Source organism: Corynebacterium sp. 5QC2CO (genome assembly GCF_024580435.1).
GTDB lineage: Bacteria > Actinomycetota > Actinomycetes > Mycobacteriales > Mycobacteriaceae > Corynebacterium > Corynebacterium jeikeium_D.
The window spans coordinates 304653-329988 of record NZ_JANIKI010000002.1 but is presented as its reverse complement, the minus strand read 5'-3'; the positions used below and the strand labels follow the sequence as shown (position 1 = coordinate 329988).

Below are 25336 nucleotides of genomic sequence, written 5' to 3'. Positions count from 1 at the left end.
GGAATTAAGTGGAGGTTAAAGCTGTGAACACAGTCGAACACCTCGCCCAGAGCGACCAAAACGATGACGCTGTTGACGGCGTTTCGTTTCAACTCGTCCAAGCGCTTGCCTCCCGCGGAGAGACTTTTGCAGCCGCAGAATCTCTTACCGCAGGTCTTCTCTGCGCCACCGTCGCCTCCGTACCGGGAGCCTCCGCCGTTCTGCGCGGTGGCGTGGTCACCTACGCCACTGACACGAAGGCGTTGCTTGCCGACGTGCCAAAGGATGTTTTGGCCGCATATAGCCCCGTGTCCGAGTTGACGGCCCGGTATATGGCACTTGGAGTGGCGAATAAGACAGTGGCGGACTGGGGGATTTCGCTAACTGGCGTTGCTGGTCCAGCCATGCAGGATGGGCACCCAGTAGGTGAAGTCTGGTGTGGTCTGAAACCGCCGGGGGTTTCGGACCTTGATGGGGTAACCGCTGTTTGGTTGCCGGTGAATAAAGAGGGTTCGCGCGCGGAGATTCGTCGTCAAGCAGTGGTATTGGCGTTAGAACTGTTGTTGCAGAATCTCGACGGTGAGTAGAATTTTTGAAAATTGGGAACAGGTCGGCCTTCTAAAGCGTTAGAGAAAGTGATGACCAACAATACTGCACTTATGACCATTCGCTACCCAGAGGTAGATAGCGCTGCCGCTTTCGAAGCTTCCATGGATGCCACAGCACCGTCGGCGCGGGTGGCTGTAGGGGAGCAGCCTGGATCGGTTGCAAAGTTAACGGCACAGGATTTGGCGGAACGGGGAGAATCCCGTGAGCCACTCCTGCGAGAGGCACTGGGGGAGACGCTGCGTGATATCCGTTCGCGCAGTGGACAGACGCTGCGTGAGCTTTCTGAAAATGCGGCTATTAGCCCTGGTTATTTGTCTGAGCTTGAGCGTGGACGGAAAGAAGTCTCGTCTGAGCTGCTGGCGTCGGTATGCGCGGCGCTTGGTGTGACGGTGTCGGATTTGATGATGGAAGCGGCCACAGCGATGGCTCTGCATTCGGCGAGCCCAGAATTGGCAGCGATGTAGAAATTGGTTGCGCCGGTGGAATTTCATTCCATTGCTCGGGTACTTAGCACCCGAAGACGCTCGGCTTTAGTTAAGATTGGGTGCGCGATAAGCACAGACCTGCTTTGAGGTAGTTGCAATAAGAAAGGTGTATGGGACGCTATGGCTAATCCATTTGTAAAGCTGTGGAATTACTTGATGGCCGCTTTTGACTCCAAGATTGAGGAAAACGCTGATCCGAAGGTGCAGATTCAGCAGGCTATCGAGGATGCCCAGCGGCAGCACCAGGAACTATCGCAGCAGGCAGCGGCGGTGATTGGTAATCAGCGCCAGCTGGAAATGCGCCTTAACCGTCAGCTCGCTGAGATTGAGAAGCTGCAGGGGAACACTCGTCAGGCATTGCAGCTCGCTGACAAGGCTCGTGCTGAGGGGGATACCGCCAAGGCTACGGAGTATGAGAACGCAGCTGAGGCTTTCGCAGCTCAGTTGGTTACTGCTGAGCAGTCGGTAGAAGATTTGAAGGCTCTGCACGATCAGTCGCTGCAGCAGGCAGCTCAGGCTAAGAAGGCCGTCGAGCGTAATTCCATGCAGCTGCAGCAGAAGGTCGCGGAGCGCGCAAAGCTCCTCAGCCAGCTGGAGCAAGCAAAGATGCAGGAGAAGGTCTCTGAGTCCCTGCAGTCGATGAATCAGATTTCTTCGGGGGCTACACCTAATCTGGATCAGGTTCGTGACAAGATTGAGCGTCGTTACGCTAACGCTCTTGGTCAGGCTGAGCTGGCTCAGAACTCGGTTCAGGGGCGTATGGCTGAGGTAGAGGCCGCAGGCGTTCAGCTTGCTGGGCACTCTCGCCTGGAGCAAATCCGCGCAGAAATGAACGGTGGCAACGAGCTCTCTGGTGGCGCGGCTCAGAAGTCCATCGAGGGAAGCGCTGCCTCCAACGTTGACCCTGCTGTTGCTGAGCGCATGCGCCAGCTGCGTGAGGGCAATTAATTCTCCTACTCACCTTCGCCACGTGCGATTAGCGAATCGCCCATTGCCTTCGAGCGATTAATGGTTCGGATGACCACAGGTACGCCGAAGGCAATGATTGAGCCGGTAGCCCCTCGGGCTTTTCGAGCCTCCAGTACCTCGGCAGCGGCCATAACCTGAAGCGGAATCATACGCAGCGTCAGCGATAGTGCGAGCGCGATGGTGTCGACTGGTAGGCCGAAACGGGCGAACGGCTGCATCGCAGCGGTCAAAGTATCCATGATGTCGCTGACGCGGGTCGTCAGCGTTAGCAATATTGCCGCTGCGATTGCGGCGAGAAGTGCGAGGAAGGTCGTCAGCGCTTGCTCACCTCCGGCGCGCCACCACAGGAGAAGCGAAAGCAGCGCCAAAATGACTACGGCTCCACGGAGCTGTCGGAAAGCAACCATGGGTGGCACCTTGGCCACCGCATAAGCGAGGGTGACAATTGCCAGGGCGATCGCCCCGCCTAGCCAGGTATCCACGAGAATCCCGGTGAGCAATAAAAATGCGATGACAATGATGAGTTTGGGGGCCGTCGGGAGCCTGTGCACAGGGGACTTATGGTTTAGGTAAAGCCCTAACGGGACATCGGCTGGATGAATCATGAGCGGCCTTCTTCCGCACGAGTCATATCGCTGACGTATCGGTCAATAACTTCCTTCGGCGCACCGTCGTCGACGATTTCTCCTGCGCTTACACGGATAACTCGGTCGAAGTCCATAAGAAAATCCAGATCATGAGTGACCACGATAATTTGCTGCTCAAGCTGGGCGAAAATACTCCGAATGTGGAGACGATTGCGCAAGTCAAGGAGCGTAGTGGGCTCATCGGCAATAATGGTCGTGGGATTAAGAATTAACACTGCCGCCAGCGCCAGTAGCTGTTTTTGTCCACCCGAGAGCAAGTGTGGCGAGGCGTCAGCATGATTGGCGAGCCCAAATCGCTCAAGAGCTTCCTGCACCAGCTGGTTGCGCTCATCCTTTGGCAGTTTTCGCTTGCGTAGTGAAAAGGCAATGTCCTCTGCGACTGTCGGCATCACAATTTGGTTATCCGCATCAGAAAAGATGAAGCCGACATTCTTGCGAATTGCCTTTGCCTGCTTTGCGACATTCATGCCCTCATACGTGACCGTGCCACCAGTGACCGGGCCCAGGCCGTTAATGAGTCGCACCAGCGTGGACTTACCGCCACCGTTTTCGCCGATAATGCCAATGCGGTTCTCTGTGAGAGTTAGCGTGGTCGGCTTCAGTATCTGGCGTCCCGAATAGGTTGCGGACGCGCGGTCAAAAGCGATGGTGGGCATAGTGCGACTCGAGACCCTTTCTAATTCTGTGGGGTTAATTGCCCGAGGTGGCTGCTTCCTTAACCAAACGCCTTTGCTTACGGTTGGCAGCGTCGGGAAGCAAATCAGGGAAAGCCTGCAGTACGGCAGTAGCAATAAGTGCGGCTACGACAACCTTTGCCACGTCGCCGGGAATAAACGGGACATTGGTAATCAGTGCATCGGTGAAGCTAAGTCCCATACGCCATGCCAATCCGACAGATCCGAAGAAGTACTGTAGTAGAACTCCGACGAGGCCTGCGCCGATGAAGACGCTGATACGTGAAACCTTCGCCCGTGGCGCTTGCTGGGCAATCGCGCCGATTGTGAAACCGGCAATTAAGTAGCCGACAATGTAGCCCACGGTAGGGCCGGGGAATGCGGCGAGAAGTGGTTTCCAGCCCGCCATGTTTGGGACACCCACGAGACCAACGGCCAGAAACAGGGTAGTGGCGAGGCCGCCGCGTTTGAATCCGAGAATCATCCCGGCCAGTGCGATGCCCATGTTCTGTAGTACGACTGGCACGCCTAGTCCGCCAACGGGAATGGCAATGCCGCCGAGCACGATGATGAGTGCTGCAAAAGCGGCGATAATAGTGAGGTCATATACCTTGGAATTATTCACAGCTCTCATCTTAAACCCCTGGGTTGAGCACTGTTCAGGCAGGGGAGCGGGGATGAGGTTATGAAAAGAGGGTGGCCAGGTAGGTATCAGTGACAGGTATCTTGTACGTTGGTCTCATGCGATTGGCCGATTTTCACAACTTCGTCAACCACGAATTTGGGCCTCAGCACGGCCCGTGGCTGTTGCATTCCCACGTACTGATGGAATATGGAAAAACTCCCGCGGAATTGCTCGAGGACGGGGTCGAACCTCGGGATATCTGGTGGGCGCTGTGTAGGGAACACGATATTCCCGAAGACCGCTGGTACGGTCCTGACGAATAGGTTCCGGCGTAGACGACGGTGAATGCTTGCCGACGGCTCTTGCGTGTCGTTGCCATTCGAACAGGGTTTCGCATATTATCGAAAGTGCTGATGAAGTCAATCCGTCTGATTCGGTATAACTTCCGGGTGTAACCGGCAGTAGAGGTGTCGCGGATCAATTTGGAACCGGAACGGCTAGTTTCGCGCCTAATTAAGTGTGAGCGAAGTTTCTGTTTTGGATGAAAATCGGGACACACATTCTCTGAGTACGGCTCCAGAACCCGATACCGTACGCGACAATGACCGCGACAATGACAATGAGGAAGAACAACGAACTATGGCTCGTAAGAAGGCTACGGCTTCGAACCAGGGCAATGATCGCCTGAAGGCGCTCGATGTAGCTCTGGCGAATATTGAGAAGGACTTTGGTAAGGGTGCAGTTATGCGCCTGGGGGACGACAATCGTCCTCCGATTCAGGTTATTCCCTCCGGCAATATCGCTATCGACGTGGCCTTGGGCCTGGGCGGGTTCCCGCGTGGTCGTATCGTAGAAATCTATGGTCCAGAATCCTCAGGTAAGACCACAGTCGCACTGCATGCTATTGCAGAGGCGCAGCGGCAGGGCGGTATTGCCGCTTTTATTGATGCGGAGCATGCGCTGGATCCGGTTTATGCGCGCAAGCTTGGAGTAGATACGGACAACCTTCTGGTATCCCAACCAGATACCGGTGAGCAGGCACTTGAGATCACAGATATGTTGGTGCGTTCCGGTGCTATTGACATCATTGTGGTTGACTCGGTGGCCGCGTTGACTCCGAAGGCTGAAATCGACGGTGAAATGGGCGATTCCCACGTTGGTCTGCAGGCGCGGTTGATGAGTCAGGCGCTGCGCAAGATGACGGGTGCGCTGTCCCACACCGGCACCACTGCCATCTTCATTAACCAGCTGCGTGAAAAGATTGGCGTCATGTTCGGCTCTCCTGAGACCACCACGGGTGGTAAAGCACTGAAGTTCTACGCTTCCGTTCGCTGTGACGTACGCCGAATTCAGACGTTGAAGGACGGCCAGGATGCGGTGGGTAACCGCACGCGCTTGAAGGTAGTCAAGAACAAGGTGTCGCCGCCGTTCAAGCAGGCAGAGTTTGACATCATCTACGGCGAGGGCATTTCGCGTGAGGGCTCGTTGATTGACATGGGCGTTGATAACGGCATTGTCAAGAAGTCCGGTTCGTGGTTTACCTACGAGGGCGATCAGTTGGGTCAGGGCAAGGAAAAGGCTCGTATGCACCTGCGCGAGAATCCAGAAATTGCCCAGGAAATCGAAGTCAAGATCAAGAAGAAGCTCGGTGTCGGGGAATTCGCGGAGGTCGAGGACGAGACCGATATCGATGCCCCTGTCGATGTCGTGCCGGACATCGACTTCGATGATTTGGAAGACTAGCTAGCTCGAGGCGTAGTGCCGCGACACACGAAAAGTGAGGACCGTGGAGGATCGTAACGGCCGGGATGTGCGGGAGACTATCGAAAAGCTTGCTCAGCAAATTGCGGAAGCTGACGGTAGTTCGCTCTACGATGCGGGTCGGGAGGAATCCAAGGCCCCGATTCGTGCTAAGGCACTGCGCTTGCTCGATCAGCGAATGCGTTCCCGCAAGGAACTCGTAGAAAGGCTCGAGGCAGTCGAGGAGTTTCCAACCTCGATGATTGAAGAAGTCGTTGATGACCTGACCCGAAGTGGATTGGTTAACGACGAGCTTTTCGCATCCGAATGGGTGCGGCAGCGCTTTGCCAGTCGCGGCAAGTCGAAGATGGTTTTGAACCGGGAGCTGCAGGAAAAGGGCATTGATGCTTCGCTTCGTGCAGATGCGTTGGAGCAGATTACGCACAACGCGGAAGAAGAAGTCGCCCGGAAGCTAGCGGCGAAGAAAGCGGCCACTATTAAAACAGCGGCACCTGACTTCAACTCCAAGCAAAAGGATTTACGCAAAGTCGTCGGTGTGCTGGCGCGGCGCGGTTTCCCCTCTGAATTGTCCATGAGCATTGCTCGGGATCAGTTAGAAGAGCGATACCGGGAACTCGAAGAGGACACAGATTAGCGCCGGTGCCACCGCACGCCGGATTAGCACGCCGGCTGCGGACCCGTCAGGTTTAAAGGGGTCGCTGATTGGGGAAATGGGACATAAACAGCTAACCTAAACTGCCGTGACTACCCCTTCTTTGAACTCTCAGCAGCAGTCTTCGCCACGCACATATGAGGTACGTACGTTCGGTTGTCAGATGAACGTCCATGACTCGGAACGACTGTCTGGCTTGCTGGAAGAAAACGGTTATGTAGCGGCTGCAGAAGGCGATAATCCTGATCTGGTCGTTTTCAACACCTGTGCCGTTCGAGAGAATGCCGACAATCGCCTCTATGGCACATTGGGACAGCTCAAACCAGTCAAGGAAGCTCACCCAGGCATGCAGATTGCCGTCGGTGGCTGCTTGGCCCAGAAGGATAAGGACGTCGTCGTAAAGAAGGCCCCATGGGTGGACGTAGTCTTCGGCACACATAACTTGGGTTCGTTGCCAGCACTGTTGGAACGCGCCGCCCATAATGACCGGGCTGAAGTCGAGATTAAGGATGCTCTGGAAGAATTTCCCTCGGTGCTGCCGGCCAAGCGTGAATCCACTTACGCAGGTTGGGTGAGTATTTCCGTAGGCTGCAATAACACGTGCACCTTCTGCATCGTCCCCAGTTTGCGTGGTAAGGAACGCGATCGTCGTCCAGGCGAGATTCTCGCTGAGGTACAGGCACTCGTGGAGCAGGGCGTTACTGACGTGACTCTCCTCGGTCAGAATGTCAACGCCTATGGCGTTAACTTCGCCGACCCTGACATGGAACGCGACCGCTCGGCTTTTTCCAAGTTGCTGCGCGCCTGCGGCCAGATTGAAGGGTTGGAACGTGTGCGCTTTACGTCTCCGCACCCAGCTGAGTTCACCGATGATGTCATCGACGCTATGGCGGAGACACCGAATGTGGTTCATCAGCTACACATGCCACTACAGTCCGGTTCCGACCGAGTGCTGAAAGACATGCGCCGTTCCTACCGCACCAAGAAATTCCTGGGAATTCTGGAGAAGGTTAGGGAAAAAATGCCGGACGCGGCCATTACCACTGACATCATTGTCGGTTTCCCAGGCGAGACTGAAGAGGACTTCCAGCAAACTCTCGACGTGGTGGAAAAGGCTCGCTTTAGCTCGGCGTTCACCTTCCAATACTCGCCCCGCCCGGGAACTCCGGCGGCAACCATGGCGGATCAGGTTCCACCACAGGTTGTGAAGAAACGCTATGGTCGGCTGCTAGCACTTCAGGAGCGTATTTCCGAGGAAGAAAACGCCAAGCTAGTCGGCCGGGAAGTCGAGCTGCTGGTCAGCCAGTCCGATGGCCGTAAGAATGCGGAGACTCATCGCATGTCTGGTCGGAGTCGGGATGGCCGCCTGGTGCACTTCAGCCCGTCGGAAAGCAAACCAGGCGTCGTCGACCGCAAGATTCGCCCAGGTGATTACGTGACAGTGCGCGTGACCGACTCCGCACCGCACTTCCTCATTGCTGACTCCGGTGTGCTCACACACCGCCGCACAAAGGCGGGGGATAATGTAGAGGTCGGTCAGACACCGACGACCGCTCCGATTGGAGTTGGTCTGGGCTTGCCAAAGATTGGGCGCCCGGAGAAAACGAGTGTAAGTGAGGGATGCGGCTGTGAGTAGTGACAAGGCTTCGCCGGAAAGTGATATGGAATCCACTAGCGAGCAGTCGGTGGAATCCGCGCAGGCGTTGCGGGTTCAGGAACGCAAGGCCGCTGGCGAGCTGGATCTCGGCCGTGCGGTGATTCCGATGATGGTTGCCGTCATCGGCCTCATTACGAGTTTCTTCCTTCCGCACTCTGGCGTCGTTTTGGGCTTTGATGTGTTGCTGGATACGGATGTTGCGCATCAGTACTTCACGACTCGACCGGAGCGAATTTACTCCATTCTCGTGGTGGTAGGTGTCTTGCTAGCTATTGCCACGCTGATTACGCGGACGACGATTCTCGCATTTGTCACCTGGTTTTTTGCCTGTATTCAGATGGTCTACTCAGTCTTCGCTGGCTGGATGCGTCAGTCTCGTCCACAGGAACTGGCCGGCGAGGGTATTTCCTTCGGCCTGATGCTCGGTATTTTCTGCAGTTTTCTACTGGCCATCTCCGTGACTTTCATCGCTTTCCGACGTAGTAAGGAGCAGCTCGCAATCGCGACGAAACGTCGCAAGCACGCTGACACCGATCCGGTACTGCGCGCGCAGCAGGTTTACCTGCGGGCGGGCCTGACACCGAATACGACTACGGATGTTGAGGTCGTCGACGACCGCCGTGAACGTGCTCGCCGACGCAATCGTCGCCAGCAGGGAAGTAGTGCGGACAATGTCTCTCAGCAGACCGGCGAAAAGGCCGAACAGGTCAGCGACGAGTAGTGAGACTTTCTAACTAGCGCAGTAAGTAAGGGGCTCTCTTCCACTCCGGAAGAGAGCCCCTTTCTTTTAACCAGCGACGCGTTGCCAGCGCGTAGCTGAGCCAGAATTCTGTTGCGGACGCCGGAGAGCGAGAACCTGCTTCCCCGACACACAACTAGCTTCTGTTAGAGCTCCTTGAGAGTCTCCGCGGCCTGCTCTGCCCACTGTCGCCACTGTTCGGCCTGCTCCCGAGCCTTGGCTGCCTGAGAAGCCTTGCCCTTCGCCTCGAGTTCGGCGGCCTTCTGCTCAAACTCCGCTGCGCGGTCGGCAAACTGCTGGACGCGAGCCTGTGCTTCGGGGTCGGTGCGGCGCCACTGCGAATCAGCAGCATCGGAGACGCGCTTTTCCAGTGCGCCAATGCGGTTTTCATACTCACGCACACGACCACGCGGCACAAAGCCGATGGCCTCCCATTTCTCTTGCAATTGACGCAGTTCGTTGCGAGCGTGATCGAGGCCCTTGGACGGATCAATGCGGTCGTCGTATTCAGCCAGCAGTGCGTCCTTGGCCGCGGCGTTTTCCTCGAACTCCTTGTCTCGAGCTTCGTTGACCGCGTTGCGAGCACCAAAGAACTCATCCTGGGCGGCCTTGAACTGGGCCCACAGCTTGTCATCGACCTCGCGTGGGGCTCGACCAGCGGCTTTCCACTCAGCCATCAGGTCACGGAAGGCAGCAGCGGTGCCACCCCAATCAGTGGAGGTCTTCAGGGCCTCAGCTCGCTCAATGATGTCCTCCTTAACGCGGCGAGCAGCCGCACGGTTGCGGTCCAGTTCCGCAAAATGGGCACCGCGGCGGCGGTTGAAAGAATCACGCGCGCGGGAGTAACGGCGCCAGAGTTGATCATCAGTTTTGCGGTCGATGCCGCGAATCTGCTTCCACTCTGTGAGAATTTCGCGGATACGGTCGCCGGCGACCTTCCACTCGGTGGAGTTCTCTGCGAGCTCTTCGGCCTCTGCGGCGAGCTCTTCCTTACGTGCGATGGCGTTCTTACGGCGCTCTGCCTTGTCGTGAGCGACTTTTTCCTCTGCGACGTGGGAGGTGGCAATGACCTCTGCAAGGCGCTTATCCAGCGCATCGATATCGCCGAGGACCGTGGCGGTGGCAAGGCTCTCACGCAGTTCAACTGCGTTGTGAGAAATGGTCTTTGCCTCCTGCGGGTGGGAGACTACACGAGATTCCAGTAGCTCGACCTCGGTGGCCAGATCCTCGTAGCGCTTGCCGTAGTGGGCATAACCCTCTTCTACGGTGCCAGCCTGCCAGGAGCCAATATTGCGTTCGCCGGCGCTGGTGACCAGCCAAACAGTGCCGTCTTCGTCAATGCGGCCAAACTTCTTTGGATCATTGTGGACGGCATGTGCCACAGCGGCCGACCCCGCAGGCGCTGGAGTAGCTCCAGGGGCCTTACGATGAGCCGGCATTGAGCCTGGTCGAGGTCCCGGACGTGGACCCGGGCGTGGACCTGGCTTAGGGGAATTGCTGGTACCGGTCATAGTGGGTAAACCTCTTCCAATCTTCATGCAGAACTGCCGCGCGACACGGCTGCCATCAAACACTTACGGTATGTGCTCGAGTATCCCAAAAATTTTGGCACAGCGCGCGTAACACCGCCGGATTAAGGCATCGACTAGCCCCTCACGGTAGCGTTGAGGACGTGAATTCGCGTTTGCCTCGGCTTGTTATCGTTCCGCGTGCGCTCCTCATCGTCGAGGAGCTGGGTGGTTTTGCACCTATCACCACGGAATTGCGCCGTCATGCCCGTGAAACCGTCGCGACGCTGTGGAGACATGACGAGCCCGGGGAGCCCGGCGCGGTCGCTATTATCACTGGCAGGATGCAGGCGAAGTCCCCGCACCAGACCAGCGCACCCGGCAGTTTTTCTCCGTATGGGGTTGATGTCACGGTGTCAGGCGGAACCGAATTACCTGAGCTGCTGGGACGCTGGCTTATCGAAGACTACGCGCGACGGAATTCTGAAGGACCCACTGGCCGCGTCATTCAGGCAACGTGCTTCGACTCTATCGCTGAGGCACTCGCTGCCGGTCACACGCGTCTGCTTGTGCTTGTCGACGGCGCATTCGGCCTTGCGGACGATTCCCCGGTCGGCGTAATTGAAGGTGCAGCGGAGGTTGATGCGCTGTGCAGTCTGATTGCTGGTCAGGACTGCTCAAGTATTAACGTGGAAAATATTGTGTTTCCAGCTCCCGGCGCGTACGCAGCCGAGTTATGGCAGCAGCTGAGTAAAGCTGCTGAAAGCTGGAAGGGGTCTGGAATGACCGTCGTAAAGCGTTCTTACTATGACAGGGCGCCTTACGGCATCGGTTACCACGTGGCCAGCTGGCAGTGTGTTGCGAAGTAAGAGCGCGCGTTTTTAGTTTTTGTGCAGGAGTGTGAACTGGGTAGTGACGGCTTTCGAGAGTGAGAGCTTGCCGGTGCCGATTGCGGTGGTAGGGCCGACGGCGTCGGGAAAGTCGGATTTGGGGCTGGTACTTGCGGAGCAGCTTGGCGGTGAGGTCGTCAATGTTGATTCGATGCAGCTCTATCGAGGAATGGATATCGGAACAGCGAAGCTGTCGGTGGACCAGCGGCGGAGGATTCCGCACCACCAACTCGATGTGCTGAACGTGACGCAGCCGGCGAGTGTGGCGACGTATCAGCGTGAGGCGGTCGCGGATGTTGAGGCCATTCGCGCGCGGGGGAAAGTCCCCATCCTTGTCGGCGGGTCGATGATGTATGTGCAGGCGTTGGTGGACGACTGGCAGTTCCCACCTACGGACCCTGAAGTACGTGCGAAGTGGGAGACAGTGCAGGACGAGATCGGTCCGGCGGCGTTGCATGATCGGCTGGCAGGGATTGATCCGGATGCGGCGGCAATTATTGAGACCAATGACCCGCGGCGCACCGTCCGGGCCCTGGAGGTCATCGAGCTCACGGGCAAACCTTTTGCAGCGTCGAAGCCGTCGATTGATAAGCCACCGCGGTGGAACACTCGCATATTGGGGTTGCGCACGCAGGCGGAATGGCTAAATCCGCGGATTGAACAGCGTACGCGGGGCATGTTTGCCGCTGGCCTGGTGGAAGAAACTGAGAGTTTGATTGCGCAAGGGTTGCGCGAAGGTGTGACCGCTAGTCGCGCGATCGGCTATGCGCAGGTGCTGGACTACTTCGATGGGGTTTACGACCTGGATACGGCTTGTGAACGCACGATTACTGGTACGCGCAGGTATGTGCGACGTCAGCGCTCCTGGTTCAACCGTGATCATCGAATCACGTGGCTAGACGCTGCCGGTGACGTGCCGGGACAGGCGTTTTCCGCACTTGGTCTGTAAGAGATTCGGACCTCCCGCTAGCATCAAGGGCATGGTTTCATTCGCCAAAGGCCACGGTACTCAAAACGATTTCTTGATTTTTCCAGATGATTTGGTGTCGATTGATTTGACCGAATCACTGGTCGCAGCAGTGTGCGATCGACAGCGAGGTCTTGGCGCTGACGGCGTCCTGCGGGTTGCCCGAGCGGGGAAACTCGTCGATGCCGGTGTTTTGGCGGCATTGCCGGAGGGCGTTAAAGCCGACGATTGGTTTATGGACTACCGCAATAGTGACGGTTCTATTGCCGAGATGTGCGGGAATGGTGTCCGCGTCTTTGCACACTATATTGCCGCGATTCACAGCCCGGACAGTGTCGTCGACGGAACTTTGCGGGTGGGCACTCGAGCAGGGCTGCGCGCTGTTTCGATTGATGAGCTCAGCCGCAGGCACGCGGTCGTTGGGGTGGATATGGGCCAGCCGGAAGTCCTCGGCCTCGCTACTGCGTTCATTGGTTCGGGCAACAATGCCCAGAAATTCGCCGGGATTGGTGTCGACGTGGGAAATCCGCATTTGGCCTGCGTCATGCCTGGCCTAAATGCCGCCGCTCTGGCGGAGCTGGAATTGGAAGCGGCGGGTAGTGTCGCGAAGCCAGTGCGTGCCGACGAAGCCATGTTCCCGAACGGCCTCAATGTGGAAATTGTCACCCCGCTGGATGCCTCTGATTCGGTGTCCATGCGAGTTATTGAACGCGGAGTTGGTGAGACTCGCTCGTGTGGCACCGGTACGGTTGCGGCAGCTATTGCCGCGCTGGCCGATGCCGGCCGGACTGAGGGGGCTGTGACAGTCAAGGTGCCCGGCGGTGTGGTGACTGTGGATGTCCACAAGGCCAGCAATGCGGATGGGGACTTCTCGGCGACCTTGACCGGGCCGAGCGTGATTCACACGCTCGGCGATATTGAGCTGGAAGCCCTGTGACTGGTAGCTAGTGCTGCAGGAGCACTAGCGGGGTAGTGGAAGCGGTGGGGGAATCAGCGGACTAGTGTCCGCCGCAGCCACCGTCGCCACAACCACAGCCGCCATCGCCACAGCCGCCTCCGCAACCTTGAGGCGGAATGATCTCACCGGTCAGTGAGAAAGTACCGGAAACGACCATGCCTGGCTGGGGAGCTTCGTCGCCGCCGGGGACAAGTACGTCCATAGGAGTCGGCAGAGCAAGGTTGAGCACCCAGAACTTCTTGCCGGTTAGCTCATTGACATGCTTGCGGGAGTTATTGATAACACCAGCCAGTTTCACGGTTGCGCTAGGCGATGCCTTCCCGACCTGATCTCCGACAATTGCCTTAGCACCTTCGAAGTCCAATGTTGTCGGGGTTGCCCCGGTGCGCTTCTCGTACTCTTCGCTGGATGCGTCGAGGGTGAAATCAGTTGCTAGAGCTGATAGCGCGACATGCTCAAAAGTCTGAGTTCCGGCATCAACAATCATTGGCCCCTGTGACAGCAGGCAGGTAGCGACCTCGATGACCTTGTCAAAGTTATCCGAGGAGGGATCATCCTCGACGATTTCCACGAGCGCCAAGACATCGTCCACGCTGGATACATGGGCAGTGACGGTCGGGCTGCCCGCGAAGCCGGCGTAGGTAGAAAATGGTTCAACACCCAGGATGTGCAGACGCGCACCAGAGGAATCTTCGAAACGGACCAGCTGGCCACCGCGGACCTCGCCGATGACCGACAGATTGTCACTGGCAATCGCGGCTTCCATCGCGTCTCGCCAGCTGGGGTAGTCCATGCCAATGCTTCGCAAGTCAGTAGTCATACTTTTCGATGATACTTCCCATATCTTCATCTGCGAACTAACGAATCGCACGTGAGCACATTGTGCTCTGGGGTACCTAGAACCATTCCTGCACGCCGCGGCAACTATTCGGATGGGGCTAACAATTCTGCCACGCCAAATAGGTAAAGGTTAAGTGTGGCATAAATAACTTTCCTTAGGTGTGCCGGGTTTATTCCATTTAGGCATGCCTAAGAGTAAGCTCATCTCTGTAAACACGATTTGCTTAGCTTAATTCTTATCTATATAAGCGAGGTTTCTCATGCTCGGATTGCGGTCTCGAAAACAGTCGGATGACATTCAGTCGCTTGCCGACGTCCCGGTGGGGGTAACCGTCACTCTGGGAGCGTCGCATGTGGATGAGCGCCTGTGCCGCAGGCTTTCGCAACTGGGGCTTCGGCCTGGAATGAGTGTCACTGTGGGACGGAGCACCAGCGGCGGTGGGCGAATCGTCCATGCTGGCGCAACGCGCTACGCCATCGATGCCAGCACGCTGCACAAGATGTCCGTCGCGGGTTAGGTCCCCTACATCTCTTTTCTCACCTCCCTTCTGAAAGTAAACAATGACAACACCTACGGATTCCTCAACGCGAAAATTCGCATCCACGCCCAGCTGCCATGCATGCAGTGGCGGAGCACCAGCAAAGGATGGTGCACCTGTTGTCGCAGTAGTCGGCGCACCGAACTCCGGTAAGTCAACACTGTTCAATAGTTTGACTGGTGCGAAAGCGCAGATGGGCAATTGGCCCGGTACGACCGTAGAGGTCAGCCGCGGCGCGTGGAAGACCGATGCCGCTGAGTACGATGTCATCGATTTCCCGGGTGCTTACTCGCTGGATGCCATGAGCCCGGACGAAGAGCTCACTCGCGAGATGCTCATCGAGAAACCGGAAGAAGAACGCCCGGATCTCGTCGTTGTCGTTGTCGACGCCACGGCACTGGGCCGTGGTCTCTACATGGCCGCGGAATTGGCGGAACAGCCCCAGCGCATCGTTCTGGCTCTGACCAAACTAGATGTTGCCAAGGCCAAGGGCATCGATGTGAATCCGGACGCATTGCAGTCAGCTATGGGGATGCCGGTGGTGGCGCTGGATCCCCGTCGTAAAGCGGGAATGGCGCGGTTGGCCGACGCGGTAGCAGCGGCTCTGGACGGATGTAGTTCTGTGTCGTCACCGATTCGCCAGGTCGATGGTGAATCGATTGAACGCCTGGACGACGCACGCTTTGCCGCGATTGATGCGGCGGTTGCGGCATCTACGGGCGGGGTGGAAGATCGCCAGACTTTCTCCGACCGCATTGATAACGTGGTTCTTCACCCGGTGCTCGGACCGATTGTGTTCCTGGCAGTTATGTGGGCAGTCTTCCAAATCACGACGACGGTAGCAGCACCGTTGCAGGACGGTTTGGAAACCCTTATTACCGGTAATTTCGCAGATTTGGTTACCCGTGGATTAGAAGCTGTGGGATGGGACCATCCGATTGTCACCGGGCTGCTTGTAAACGGCATCATCGGTGGTGTCGGCATGGTGCTGACCTTCGTTCCGCTGATGGCACTCATGTTCCTGTGCCTCGCAGTACTCGAGGATTCAGGGTATATGGCGCGTGCAGCCGTGGTGGCTGACCGTGTCATGCGTGCAATTGGTCTTCCGGGTAAGGCATTTATTCCGCTCATTGTTGGCTTTGGTTGTAATGTGCCAGCGATTTCGGCAACACGTGTGCTGAGTAATCCGCGCCACCGCATTTTGACGGCTCTACTGGTTCCGTTTACCTCCTGTTCGGCGCGCCTAACCGTGTATGTCATGTTGGGTGCGGTGTTCTTCCCGGAACACGCGGGCACAGTCGTCTTCGCTATGTACGTGATCTCGATTCTGCTGATCGTTCTGACCGGCCTTGCACTGCGTAAGACCCTGTGGCGCACGATGCCGTCGGAACCGCTGGTCATTGACCTGCCAACCTACCAGCTTCCGACCGCACGGCTGGCACTATCTGTGATGTGGATGCGTCTGAAGGGCTTCCTGCAGACCGCTAGTGGAATCATCGTCAGCACCGTCATCGTCGTATGGCTACTGATGTCTATTCCGGTTGTCTCCGGGCACTCCTTTGCCGATGAAAATCTAGCACCGCAGGACTCCGCATACGGTGCAGTCAGCGCAACTATTGCTCCTGTGTTCAACCCGGCAGGTTTCGGTACATGGTCTCTGACAGGTCCGTTGGTGACGGGCTTTGTGGCCAAGGAAGCCGTCATTTCTACCTGGGCACAGACCTATGCAGTGGAGGACGTCACCGATTCCGATTCGAGCGAACAGGCCTCCAGCCCGCTCGCGGTGAATATTCGACGTGACTTTGACAATGCATCCGATGGACACGGATTGGCAGCAGTTTGGGCCTACATGATCTTCCTGCTGGCTTACACACCGTGCGTGGCTACGCTCGCGGCACAACGTCGAGAGATCGGCTTGAAGTGGACGGGCTTCGGTTTGCTAGCGCAGCTGGTCGTTGCATGGGCACTGGCCGTGATTGTTTTCCAAGGGTTGAAGCTGTTCCTGTAAAGCCTCGTTGATTCCTAGTAGCTTCGGCAAAGCTACTAAGTCACACTTGCAAACTAGAAATCAGATCCAACAAGAATCGCGATATGGAAAGGAGCTATCGCCGTGGGACTCTTTAGAGCCAGGAAGAATACGACGGTTACTCGTCGGCCTTCAGAAGCCGTTCAGGATGCAATTGCGCAGGGCATTAGCTCCCGACGCAAGATTTGCGAAATCACTGGCCTGCAGCGAGCAACGGTAGACCTCATCCTTGACCGCATGGAACACACCGGCCAACTGCGCCGGGAATCCCTCGGTGGCATGTGCCCAGGCGGAGGTTGTTCCAACTGTGGAATGTCCGACAGCGGTACGTGTGCTGGCGGTAGTTCTAATAGTGGTCCGGTCGCACTGGTTCTGACACGCAGGCCACCTTCTGCAGCCTAAGTCTTGAGCTTCGGCTCGGTATTCTCCGCACACAATGCGGAGAATTTGGCTTGTCATGCGACAATAGCAGCTAGTATGACGAATTTTTCCAACAACTTTGATGAGGTCAGCGACGACACGTCGCAGCAAGCTCGCACCTCGCACGAGATGGACGATTTTTTCATCGGCGCTAACGATGCTGGCGAAAACGCCGATAGTGCCTCCGGAGATGCGTTCGCAACGGACGTCGGCACGCAAAGGGAACCTACCGTCGGTGATTTGGATCTGGAGGCGCGATCCTCTCTGCGCCGGCTGACCAGGTCAGTAGCACATACTGAGTCTGAAGAAGTGATGGTCGAATACCGTCAGCTCCGGCTGGAACGCGTTGTGCTGCTCGGTGTCTGGACGTCCGGGACCCTTCAGGAAGCCGAAGTGGCGATGGAGGAGCTCGCCGCACTGGCAGAGACTGCAGGTTCGGAAGTTTTAGAGATGGTGCTGCAGCGCCGCGATAAGCCAGACCCTGGTACTTACGTGGGATCTGGCAAGCTCAACGAGCTTCGCGATATTGTCGCCTCTACCGGCGCAGATACAGTTATTTGCGACGGTGAGCTGTCTCCCGGCCAATTGGTGGCGCTGGAGGACCGGCTTGACGCCAAGGTTATTGACCGCACCATGCTGATTCTGGATATCTTTGCTCAGCACGCGAAGTCCAAGGAGGGCAAGGCGCAGGTCTCGCTGGCACAAATGCAGTACCTGTACACGCGTCTGCGCGGCTGGGGCGGCAACCTATCGCGTCAGGCTGGTGGTCGCGCGGGCTCCAACGGCGGCGTGGGTCTGCGTGGTCCGGGTGAAACTAAGATCGAAACCGATCGTCAGCGACTACGCCAAGATATGGCGCGGATTCGCAAGGAATTGGCTGGCATGAAGACTGCGCGTGAGATTAAACGCGCACGTCGTAAGGCTGGACACCTGCCGCGCGTGGCAATTGTCGGCTATACCAACGCGGGTAAGTCTTCGTTGCTCAACGCACTGACAGGCGCTGGTGTGCTGGTGGAAGATGCGCTGTTTGCGACGCTGGATCCGACGACTCGTCGCACCAAGCTTCGCGACGGTCGCACGGTGATTATGACCGATACGGTCGGATTTGTTCGCCACTTGCCGACGCAGCTCATTGAAGCTTTTCGCTCGACTTTGGAAGAGGTGCTCGAAGCCGACGTCATCATGCACGTCGTAGACTCCTCTGACCCATTCCCGCTGGAGCAGATTAAGGCTGTCAACAAAGTCATCACCGAAATCGCGGAGGAAGAGAAGGCCGAGATTCCGCCCGAGCTGTTGGTAGTCAACAAGGTGGACAAGGCCGATGGCATTACCCTGGCGCAACTGCGCCACCAGCTCGATGATGCGGTTTTTGTCTCTGCGCGAACGGGTGAGGGGATTGGTGAACTGGAGACCCGACTCGAGCTTGCTCTCAATGAGTTGGAGTCTCACGTCCATATGTTGATTCCCTATGACAAGGGCAATATTGTCTCCATGCTCCACGAAGATGCGACCGTGCTGTCGGAGACATGGACGGAGCAAGGCACCCAGATGGATGTGCGTTTGCCCACTAGCCTCGCGGATGAACTGTCGGCATACCACATCGAATCTGCAGAGAATACTTGCTTCACGGCCGATGCGGATGAGGATAGTAGCAACGACGCCTAGTTGGAATAGGGCGAGGGGAGTCGGAATAGGGAGAGCGACAAAGAGCTCCGGCAGTCCTGGGTTTAATGCGGTATCCGTGGCGTGATCTGCGGTGGGCATCCACTAGCATTACAACCATGAATTCTACTTCTGACGCGGAGACCCAACAGGGAACCTCCGCAAATCCGCCTGCTGAAAACGCCGAACGTGGCCGTCTTTTCGGTTGGAATATTCACGGTGACGGTCGAAAGATTGCACCGGGAGCCGTGGTGGCTCCCAACGAACGCCTCGATTGGCCTCGTACAATTGGCATTGGCGCACAGCACGTCATTGCCATGTTTGGTGCAACTCTTCTGGTGCCGCTGTTGACTGGTTTCCCAGTCAATACCACACTGCTGTTCTCGGGTATCGGCACGATTGTCTTCCTGCTAATCACCCGAAATCGCTTGCCCTCTTACCTGGGCTCGTCGTTTGCCTTCATCGCACCATTGACCGCGACACAGGCGCAGGGTATTGGTGTTCAGCTCGGTGTCGTGCTCTGCGCCGGCATCGCGCTCATGCTCGTTGGCTGCGTTGTAAAGTTCGCCGGCAAGCGTGTCCTCGATGCAGTGATGCCACCTGCAGTAACCGGTGCCATCGTCGCTCTCATCGGACTTAACCTGGCGCCTGCTGCCACGGAGAACTTCGCCACTCAGCCGTTGGTCGCATTTGTCACGATGGCATCCATTGTCTTCGCAACCGTCGCTGGCCGCGGTATGGTCAGCCGTCTGGGTGTCCTTATCGGCGTACTAATCGGCTGGGTCTTCGCCGCTGCCACTGGAAATCTCTCGCCCGAGGCTACAGAAACTGTCGGCAATGCCGCCTGGATTGGTCTGCCCGCATTCCACGCGCCGGAGTTCCACTTCAATGCGATGCTGATTGGTCTGCCCGTCATCGTAGTACTCATCGCAGAGAATGTCGGTCACGTCAAGGCTGTTGCTGCCATGACCGGCCGAAACCTCGATGACATCGCTGGCGATGCTCTTATTGCAGACGGTCTAGCCACTACCATCGCCGGTTCAGCTGGTGGTTCTGGTACCACTACCTACGCTGAAAATATCGGTGTTATGGCCGCTACCCGTGTCTATTCGACCGCAGCTTACTGGGTGGCAGCTTTCACCGCCATTGCACTGGCTTTCATTCCAAAGTTCGGCGCACTCATCTTGACCATTCCTACCGGCGTGCTCGGTGGGGCAACGATGGTGCTCTACGGCCTGATCGGTTTGCTCGGTGTGCGCATCTGGATGGACGAAAAGGTCGACTTCAACAACCCGGTTAATCTCACCGCTGCCGCCACCGCGCTGATTGCGGGTATCGGCAACCTCACCCTCGACATTGGTTCGCTGACGCTGGAGGGCATTGCTTGGGGGTCGGTCGGCATTATTATCGGCTATCCAATTTTGAATTGGCTCTACAACCGCATCGGCGAGAACCGCTCGTAGGCCACCCGTCTAGGGCAGAATCTCGCACGAATGCTTAACGACGGAACCACGTGACCGTTGCCACGATGTTTCGTCGTTAAGCTGATTGCTTTTAATCGCTCAGATCTTGGGCGATGAGTTCGGCGATTTTCTCTACCGCAACCGCGTTGCTACTGGTCACAGTGACTTCATCGCCGAATTCGGCCCCGAGTGCCATGAGCATCAACGAGGATGAAGCATCGGCCGGTTCGTTGTCGGGCTCGTCTGAGTCAAGGAGCTCGACCAGAATTTCTTCCTGAAAACGGGAGGCACGCTCAGCGATGACCGTTGCAGGGCGGGCATGAATACCCACCTTGGAGCCGACGTGGACATGTTGAGTAACCATGCGAGCGGCATCCTGCCTTTCTGCTTCTCGATTTCCTCGATGCCATTTCTGAGCTTAATAGGTTGCCCGGATGGGTTGGGGAATGTTTGCTGAAAATCGTAGAAATGCTCGTTGGGATAAACCAGCCGGTGCGGTAAAAACTACGCTTCCGCTGAAACGTCTGCTTCTAGGTTTTGATTATCGGTGCTGACTTGCCGCGGCCACAGGCTTTTAGCTGCCACAACGAGAATTGCTGCCACTATGCTGCCCAAGACGATTGCAGTAAGCCATGCGACAGGGTTGTCGATTGCAAACAGCACAAAAATACCTCCGTGCGGAACACGTGTGGCCGCACCCAAAGCCATTGAGGTGCCACCGGTGACGGCACCGCCAATCACAATCGACGGAATCACACGTAGCGGATCTGCGGCGGCGAAGGGAATCACTCCCTCTGAAATGAAGGCCGCACCGAGCACCCAGCCCGCTTTGCCGTTTTGACGCTCCGCCGAACTGAACAGCTTTGGTCGGAGCACAACTGCCAGAGATGTAGCCAATGGAGGTACCATGCCCGCCGCCATCACAGCGGCCATGACCTTCCATGATGCGGGATCTGCTGAGGCGATGTTTGCGACGGCAAAAAGATAAGCAGCCTTGTTGATCATTCCGCCCATATCCACGCACATCATTGCGCCGAGAAGACCACCGAACAGGAACGCCGCCGTCGTATCCAGTGATTGCAGCCACTGCTGCAGAGCCGTCATCAGCCACGCTAGCGGCATCCCGAGCAGCAGGTACATGGTGAGCCCAACGGACATAGCGCCGAGCATAGGAATCACGACAACCGGCATCAGCGGTCGCAGCCAGTCCGGGACTTTCAGCCTCAACAGTAGGGCTACAACTAGTCCCGCCAGGATGCCTGTCACCAGGCCCCCAAGGAAGCCGGCGCCAACCGTGACCGCGATGGCACCGCCAATAAAGCCTGGTGCAATGCCGGCTCTGCCAGCCATGCCAAAGGCGATATAAGCACTCATTACAGCCACAATGACCTGCATGCCGTGGTTGCCAATGGCAAAAAGTGCCGAACCGAGATACAGCCACAGCCCACTACGGTCAACTAGCACAGTACCGAGATCCTGTGTCGGCACAGCAATCGGGGCATCGAGTCCGATAATCTCCGGCAGCCGCAAATCCCTAGTCACGGCGTCAGCTACTGCACCAACCTGATGACCGCCGACGAGGAATCCCAGCGCAATCAACAACCCCGATGCGGCCACGAACGGCACCATATAGCTGACACCGGTCATAATGGCATCACGAACCCAGTGTCCGATGCTCTTCTGGCCGCTTAACGACGATCCCCGAGCCCATTCCTCAGAGGCTGTCTGCGCGCTCTCGGTGGCTGTGGCGGTGCCGCTGTTGCCAGGCTGAGGGGGCGAATCCTGGTCGTTGTCCTCTTTTGGTTTCGGAGCCTTGCGGTCATATGCGCGAACACGAGACTGTTCTGCCATCTCCTTCGCTTGTTGTAGAACTTCGGCTGGCTCGTTCGCCGCCTTGCGAATAGGAACCTTGAGCTGTGGCTTATCAGAGAACCGCTTAAGCCCCGTAACCCCAATATCGGCTGCGATTACTAGCACGTCGGCCCGGGTAACTGCCTCTGCGGGGGCTTCCTGGGTTCCTGCCGAGCCCTGCGTCTCTACAGTTAGTGTGAGATCAGCCATGCTCTCAGCCGCGCCAGTGAGCGCTTCGGCTGCCAAATAAGTGTGCGCGATGCCCGTGGGGCAGGCTGTGATGGCGACGATATTGGTCTTCGTCGGAGGTTTTTTCGCTTTCCGACGAGGCGCTTTGGTGATGTGCTCGCTAATGATCCGGGCGGCCTCTTCATCGCCTTCAGCACCGCGAAGAGCTGCGCGAAACCCCTTATCGCGAAGTGCTTTTGCGAGTGCAGCTAGAATATCGACGTGGACATCGCTGTTATTAGATGGGACACCGATGAAAAAGAGCAGGTCCGCCGGCCCATCTGGCGTGGTGAATTCTGTTGCGCTGGTCAGACGCGCAAACATCAGGGTCGGCTTCGACCAGTCCTCATGGCGGCAGTGGGGGATGGCTATCCCTCCCGGCAGACCTGTCGGGGCCTTCTCTTCGCGTTCGAGGGCTGCTGCGACGATGCCGTTGCTGTCGGTGGCGCGGCCGGTCTCTACAGCTTTAGCGATGAGGTAGTTAAGGATTTTCTCCTTTTGCGGACCGATATCTAGGTCAAGGAACACTGTCGACTCATCGGCTAGGTCTGATGCTATAGCGGAAAAATCTGCCGAAGAAGACATGGTTTTCTAATGCTCCTTATCTAGGCATCGAAAAGCTAAGCGTCGAGCTGCCATAACCGGCCGGCCTCGGGGTGAACCTGTTCTGGATAGGGGATGGTCGTACCGGGAAGACTGGTTGCCGCCGCCCCATAAGCTACGGCGGTGGTTAGTGCATCTTGGTAGCTATCACCGCGTTTGCGGGACATAACGTAGCCGGCCAAAGCACAGTCTCCAGCACCGACCGTCGACTGAGCGACTATCGAGGGGGAAGTAGCAGCGAAACAACCGCCTGACTTCACTGAAAGCACCGCCCCTGCTTCGCCGAGAGTGGCCAGGACTTCGGAAACGCCAAGCTCGTTCAGCGCACGTGCAGCCTGCGCTACGGGAAGATAGTTCCCTTCGGCTGCAGCGGCTTCTAGCTCTTCGCCATCCTGATCAATGATTTGGCCAAGCTCGTAGGCGTTTGGCTTCATCAAAAAAGGTTGCACCTTCGGAAATGCGCGAACGACCTCGGTCAGTGGGCCGTCGCTAGTGTCCATTGCAACACGAATATTCGGGTTGACCGAATACACTGCTTCGGTGCATTGAACGTAAAAGTCCCTGGGGACACCAGGGGGCAGTGATCCTGCGAAAACTACCCAGGTGGCGCGTTTAGCATGGTGGATAAGCTTCTCCAAGACACGCCTACGGTGCGCTTTCGTCAATGTCATGCCAGGGGAATTGAGCTTGGTGGTCGTCCCATCTGGTTCTGCGAGTGTGAGATTAACGCGGGCTTCGTTAGTCGTGTTGATGGCTTCATGGGGTATGCCAGAGACTTCCAACAGGCGCGTGAATTTTCCGGAGTCCGATGCCGGGTAGAGCGCGAGCGTTTTTTCTCCGGCGTAGTGCAAGGCCTTGGACACATTAATTCCCTTGCCGCCAGCCATATCCTCAGCCATTGGTAGGCGGAACACTCCACCTCGTTTGAGCTCCGTATCGAGTCGAGCAAGTCGATCGATCGACGGATTTACGGTCAAGGTCAGGATCATGAAGCAACCACGACCTCGACACCTTGCTCCCTGAGGTCGTTCACGAATTGTTCCGGGGCAGAGGAATCTGTAATCACGACGTCGATATCTTCCAATGCTGCAAAGCTGACAAGGAAGTCGCGGCCGAGTTTCGTCGAGTCCGCCATAACGATAACTTTGCGCGCATTCGTGATCATCGCGCGCTTTACTGCTGCTTCCTGTGGATCAGCAGTAGAAAGACCGTGATCAATTGTCAAGGCGTTAGAACCAATGAAAGCGACATCGGCACGCATAACCGCGAGAGTGCGGAGTGCCGTATCGCCAGCTACCGCCTGAGTAATGACGCGAACTTGGCCGCCAAGGAGTTGAAGCTCAATGCGGTTCGATCCTGCGAGTGTGATGGCGTTGGGAAGAGAGTTTGTGACAACCGACCAACGGCGGTTATCAGGGGAGTGGACCATCAGCTCTGCAAGAGCCTCGGTGGTAGTTCCGGCATCGAGAAAAATTCCACCGCCAGAGTCAGGCAGAAAATCCGCTGCACAGCGGGCAATTGAGAGCTTCGCGTCTTTCTGTGCGTTCTTTCGAGCGGCAACTGAAAACTCAACAGTCTGAAAAGAACGAGTAGCTACAGCGCCACCGTGTACGCGGTGAACTGCGCCCTCTGCATCCAACTGAGCTAGGTCACGACGAATTGTCTCTGCTGTGACATCGAAAGCTTCCGCAAGATCAGCGACCGTCACGCGCCCTTCGACTGCTGTCAAAGACGCAATCTTCCGGCGGCGTTCCTCTGCATACATTCCCCGCTCCTTAGCTGTTAAGAAATTTCAGCTTTACTATCTGTTTCCAGTATGCCCGTTTATGTCTGTTTCGGGCAACGAAAATGTGGGAAATTAGAGGCTGCGTAGGACGCTGACAATCTTGCCGAGGATCTTGGCGTGCTCTGCGGGGAGTGGGTCAAATGCGCGATTATGGGGCATGAGCCACTTGCCAGCAGCGTCTTCGTGCCATTCCTTGACTGTTGCTTCATCTTCAAACAGGGCTGCGACAAAGTCTCCCTGTTCGACCACGTCTTGGGAACGGACTACTACCCAGTCTCCGTCGAGAATGCCCGCGTCAACCATGGAATCACCCACGACCTTGAGCAGGTATAGCTGGCCAGAGCCCGTAATCTCCATCGGAAGTGCCATGTGACTTTCCACATGCTGCTCCGCCAAAATGGGGTTGCCAGCCGCAATCTGTCCAACGATAGGAACGAAGATTGGCTCTGGCATGTCCTCTGGCATCTCGGGAGTTTGGGTGCTGCCAGTAGCCTTTGGTCCAGGCTTTACAGGTGTGAAAGTGCCAGCGGAGGACTTCGAATCCCTTACGTTTACCGCGCGGGGTTTGTGTGGGTCGCGGCGGAGAAAGCCCTTCTTTTCCAACTCCTTGAGTTGGTATGCCACCGACGAGGTGGAATTCAAGCCCACGGCATCCCCAATTTCTCGAATGCTCGGCGGGTATCCGCGAAGTACGACGGCATCCGAAATGACGTCAAGAATGCGTCGCTGCCGATCGGTGAGTGTTTTAGGGTTCGCTTTCTTCTTTTGAGCCATGGAACATCCCTTCTCAAACTCTTT

Annotated in this window: 26 protein-coding genes; 16 read left to right on the top strand and 10 right to left on the bottom strand. The window is 56.8% G+C overall.

Features of this window, described 5'->3' with window-relative positions:
• Positions 1-23: 23 nt before the first annotated feature.
• From NQ014_RS03455 to NQ014_RS03445, 3 genes are all read left to right on the top strand, one after another.
• A complete protein-coding gene (locus NQ014_RS03455) occupies positions 24-566 on the top strand; it encodes a nicotinamide-nucleotide amidohydrolase family protein (RefSeq protein WP_257073750.1) in 543 nt (180 codons plus the stop codon).
• A 51-nt stretch (positions 567-617) separates the two neighbouring features.
• Positions 618-1052 (top strand): helix-turn-helix domain-containing protein, encoded by a 435-nt coding sequence (locus NQ014_RS03450; protein WP_016422607.1) that lies wholly within the window; start codon positions 618-620, stop codon positions 1050-1052.
• A 141-nt stretch (positions 1053-1193) separates the two neighbouring features.
• Complete coding sequence (locus tag NQ014_RS03445) at positions 1194-2021, top strand: PspA/IM30 family protein (protein WP_048733488.1); 828 nt, start codon at positions 1194-1196, stop codon at positions 2019-2021.
• 5 nt (positions 2022-2026) lie between these two features.
• Here NQ014_RS03445 and NQ014_RS03440 read toward each other — a convergent pair whose 3' ends face one another.
• The 3 genes from NQ014_RS03440 to NQ014_RS03430 are packed head-to-tail and all read right to left on the bottom strand — an operon-like array spanning position 2027 to position 3997.
• On the bottom strand, positions 2027-2647 hold the full coding sequence (locus NQ014_RS03440) for an energy-coupling factor transporter transmembrane protein EcfT (RefSeq protein ID WP_257073747.1): 621 nt from the start codon (positions 2645-2647) through the stop codon (positions 2027-2029).
• Positions 2644-3345 carry an energy-coupling factor ABC transporter ATP-binding protein gene (locus NQ014_RS03435; RefSeq protein ID WP_016422609.1) on the bottom strand — a complete coding sequence of 234 codons (702 nt, stop codon included), beginning with the start codon at positions 3343-3345 and terminating at the stop codon, positions 2644-2646. The genes NQ014_RS03440 and NQ014_RS03435 overlap by 4 nt, the downstream gene beginning before the upstream one ends.
• Before the next feature lie 34 nt (positions 3346-3379).
• A complete protein-coding gene (locus NQ014_RS03430; RefSeq protein WP_257073746.1) occupies positions 3380-3997 on the bottom strand; it encodes a biotin transporter BioY in 618 nt (205 codons plus the stop codon).
• A gap of 80 nt (positions 3998-4077) precedes the next feature.
• On the opposite strand from NQ014_RS03430, the gene NQ014_RS03425 reads away from it, so the two are divergent.
• From NQ014_RS03425 to NQ014_RS03405, 5 genes are all read left to right on the top strand, one after another.
• Positions 4078-4311, top strand: coding sequence for a DUF3046 domain-containing protein (locus tag NQ014_RS03425; protein ID WP_005509697.1), 234 nt, complete (start codon positions 4078-4080; stop codon positions 4309-4311).
• 316 nt (positions 4312-4627) lie between these two features.
• The gene (gene recA / locus NQ014_RS03420) at positions 4628-5731 is read left to right on the top strand and encodes a recombinase RecA (RefSeq protein WP_049170952.1); all 1104 of its coding nucleotides are present in this window, start codon (positions 4628-4630) and stop codon (positions 5729-5731) included.
• 43 nt (positions 5732-5774) lie between these two features.
• The gene (locus NQ014_RS03415) at positions 5775-6383 is read left to right on the top strand and encodes a regulatory protein RecX (RefSeq protein ID WP_257073745.1); all 609 of its coding nucleotides are present in this window, start codon (positions 5775-5777) and stop codon (positions 6381-6383) included.
• Positions 6384-6489: 106 nt separating this feature from the next.
• Entirely contained in the window at positions 6490-8037 is a 1548-nt protein-coding gene (miaB, locus tag NQ014_RS03410) for a tRNA (N6-isopentenyl adenosine(37)-C2)-methylthiotransferase MiaB (protein WP_257073744.1), read from the top strand.
• Entirely contained in the window at positions 8030-8779 is a 750-nt protein-coding gene (locus NQ014_RS03405) for a hypothetical protein (protein WP_257073742.1), read from the top strand. Before miaB ends, NQ014_RS03405 begins: the two co-directional genes overlap by 8 nt.
• 164 nt (positions 8780-8943) lie before the next feature.
• Here NQ014_RS03405 and NQ014_RS03400 read toward each other — a convergent pair whose 3' ends face one another.
• The gene (locus NQ014_RS03400; RefSeq protein ID WP_257073740.1) at positions 8944-10308 is read right to left on the bottom strand and encodes a DUF349 domain-containing protein; all 1365 of its coding nucleotides are present in this window, start codon (positions 10306-10308) and stop codon (positions 8944-8946) included.
• 161 nt (positions 10309-10469) lie between these two features.
• Here NQ014_RS03400 and NQ014_RS03395 point away from each other — a divergent pair, with 161 nt between their 5' ends.
• The 3 genes from NQ014_RS03395 to dapF are packed head-to-tail and all read left to right on the top strand — an operon-like array spanning position 10470 to position 13099.
• A complete protein-coding gene (locus NQ014_RS03395; protein WP_257073738.1) occupies positions 10470-11174 on the top strand; it encodes a hypothetical protein in 705 nt (234 codons plus the stop codon).
• A 43-nt stretch (positions 11175-11217) separates the two neighbouring features.
• Complete coding sequence (gene miaA, locus NQ014_RS03390) at positions 11218-12144, top strand: tRNA (adenosine(37)-N6)-dimethylallyltransferase MiaA (protein ID WP_373467700.1); 927 nt, start codon at positions 11218-11220, stop codon at positions 12142-12144.
• 31 nt (positions 12145-12175) lie between these two features.
• Positions 12176-13099, top strand: coding sequence for a diaminopimelate epimerase (dapF, locus tag NQ014_RS03385; RefSeq protein WP_257073737.1), 924 nt, complete (start codon positions 12176-12178; stop codon positions 13097-13099).
• Positions 13100-13160: 61 nt separating this feature from the next.
• Here the strand turns inward: dapF and NQ014_RS03380 are convergent, their stop codons facing one another.
• Complete coding sequence (locus NQ014_RS03380; RefSeq protein ID WP_257073736.1) at positions 13161-13940, bottom strand: hypothetical protein; 780 nt, start codon at positions 13938-13940, stop codon at positions 13161-13163.
• Positions 13941-14220: 280 nt separating this feature from the next.
• On the opposite strand from NQ014_RS03380, the gene NQ014_RS03375 reads away from it, so the two are divergent.
• The 5 genes from NQ014_RS03375 (at position 14221) to NQ014_RS03355 (ending at position 20070) form a co-directional block, all read left to right on the top strand.
• Positions 14221-14478, top strand: coding sequence for a FeoA family protein (locus NQ014_RS03375; protein WP_083310822.1), 258 nt, complete (start codon positions 14221-14223; stop codon positions 14476-14478).
• A 43-nt stretch (positions 14479-14521) separates the two neighbouring features.
• A complete protein-coding gene (gene feoB / locus NQ014_RS03370; RefSeq protein WP_257073733.1) occupies positions 14522-16507 on the top strand; it encodes a ferrous iron transport protein B in 1986 nt (661 codons plus the stop codon).
• 102 nt (positions 16508-16609) lie between these two features.
• Entirely contained in the window at positions 16610-16927 is a 318-nt protein-coding gene (locus NQ014_RS03365; protein WP_141739556.1) for a FeoC-like transcriptional regulator, read from the top strand.
• 75 nt (positions 16928-17002) lie between these two features.
• A complete protein-coding gene (gene hflX, locus NQ014_RS03360) occupies positions 17003-18610 on the top strand; it encodes a GTPase HflX (RefSeq protein ID WP_257073732.1) in 1608 nt (535 codons plus the stop codon).
• 116 nt (positions 18611-18726) lie between these two features.
• On the top strand, positions 18727-20070 hold the full coding sequence (locus NQ014_RS03355) for a uracil-xanthine permease family protein (protein WP_257073730.1): 1344 nt from the start codon (positions 18727-18729) through the stop codon (positions 20068-20070).
• A 91-nt stretch (positions 20071-20161) separates the two neighbouring features.
• On the opposite strand, the gene NQ014_RS03350 is transcribed toward NQ014_RS03355, so the two are convergent.
• The 5 genes from NQ014_RS03350 to lexA form a co-directional block, all read right to left on the bottom strand.
• Complete coding sequence (locus tag NQ014_RS03350) at positions 20162-20434, bottom strand: HPr family phosphocarrier protein (RefSeq protein WP_016422625.1); 273 nt, start codon at positions 20432-20434, stop codon at positions 20162-20164.
• A 140-nt stretch (positions 20435-20574) separates the two neighbouring features.
• Positions 20575-22734 carry a fructose-specific PTS transporter subunit EIIC gene (locus NQ014_RS03345; RefSeq protein WP_257073729.1) on the bottom strand — a complete coding sequence of 720 codons (2160 nt, stop codon included), beginning with the start codon at positions 22732-22734 and terminating at the stop codon, positions 20575-20577.
• A 35-nt stretch (positions 22735-22769) separates the two neighbouring features.
• Positions 22770-23741 (bottom strand): 1-phosphofructokinase family hexose kinase, encoded by a 972-nt coding sequence (locus NQ014_RS03340; RefSeq protein ID WP_257073727.1) that lies wholly within the window; start codon positions 23739-23741, stop codon positions 22770-22772.
• Entirely contained in the window at positions 23738-24517 is a 780-nt protein-coding gene (locus tag NQ014_RS03335) for a DeoR/GlpR family DNA-binding transcription regulator (RefSeq protein ID WP_016422628.1), read from the bottom strand. Before NQ014_RS03335 ends, NQ014_RS03340 begins: the two co-directional genes overlap by 4 nt.
• A 93-nt stretch (positions 24518-24610) precedes the next feature.
• A complete protein-coding gene (lexA, locus tag NQ014_RS03330) occupies positions 24611-25312 on the bottom strand; it encodes a transcriptional repressor LexA (RefSeq protein WP_005509663.1) in 702 nt (233 codons plus the stop codon).
• Positions 25313-25336 lie beyond the last annotated feature (24 nt).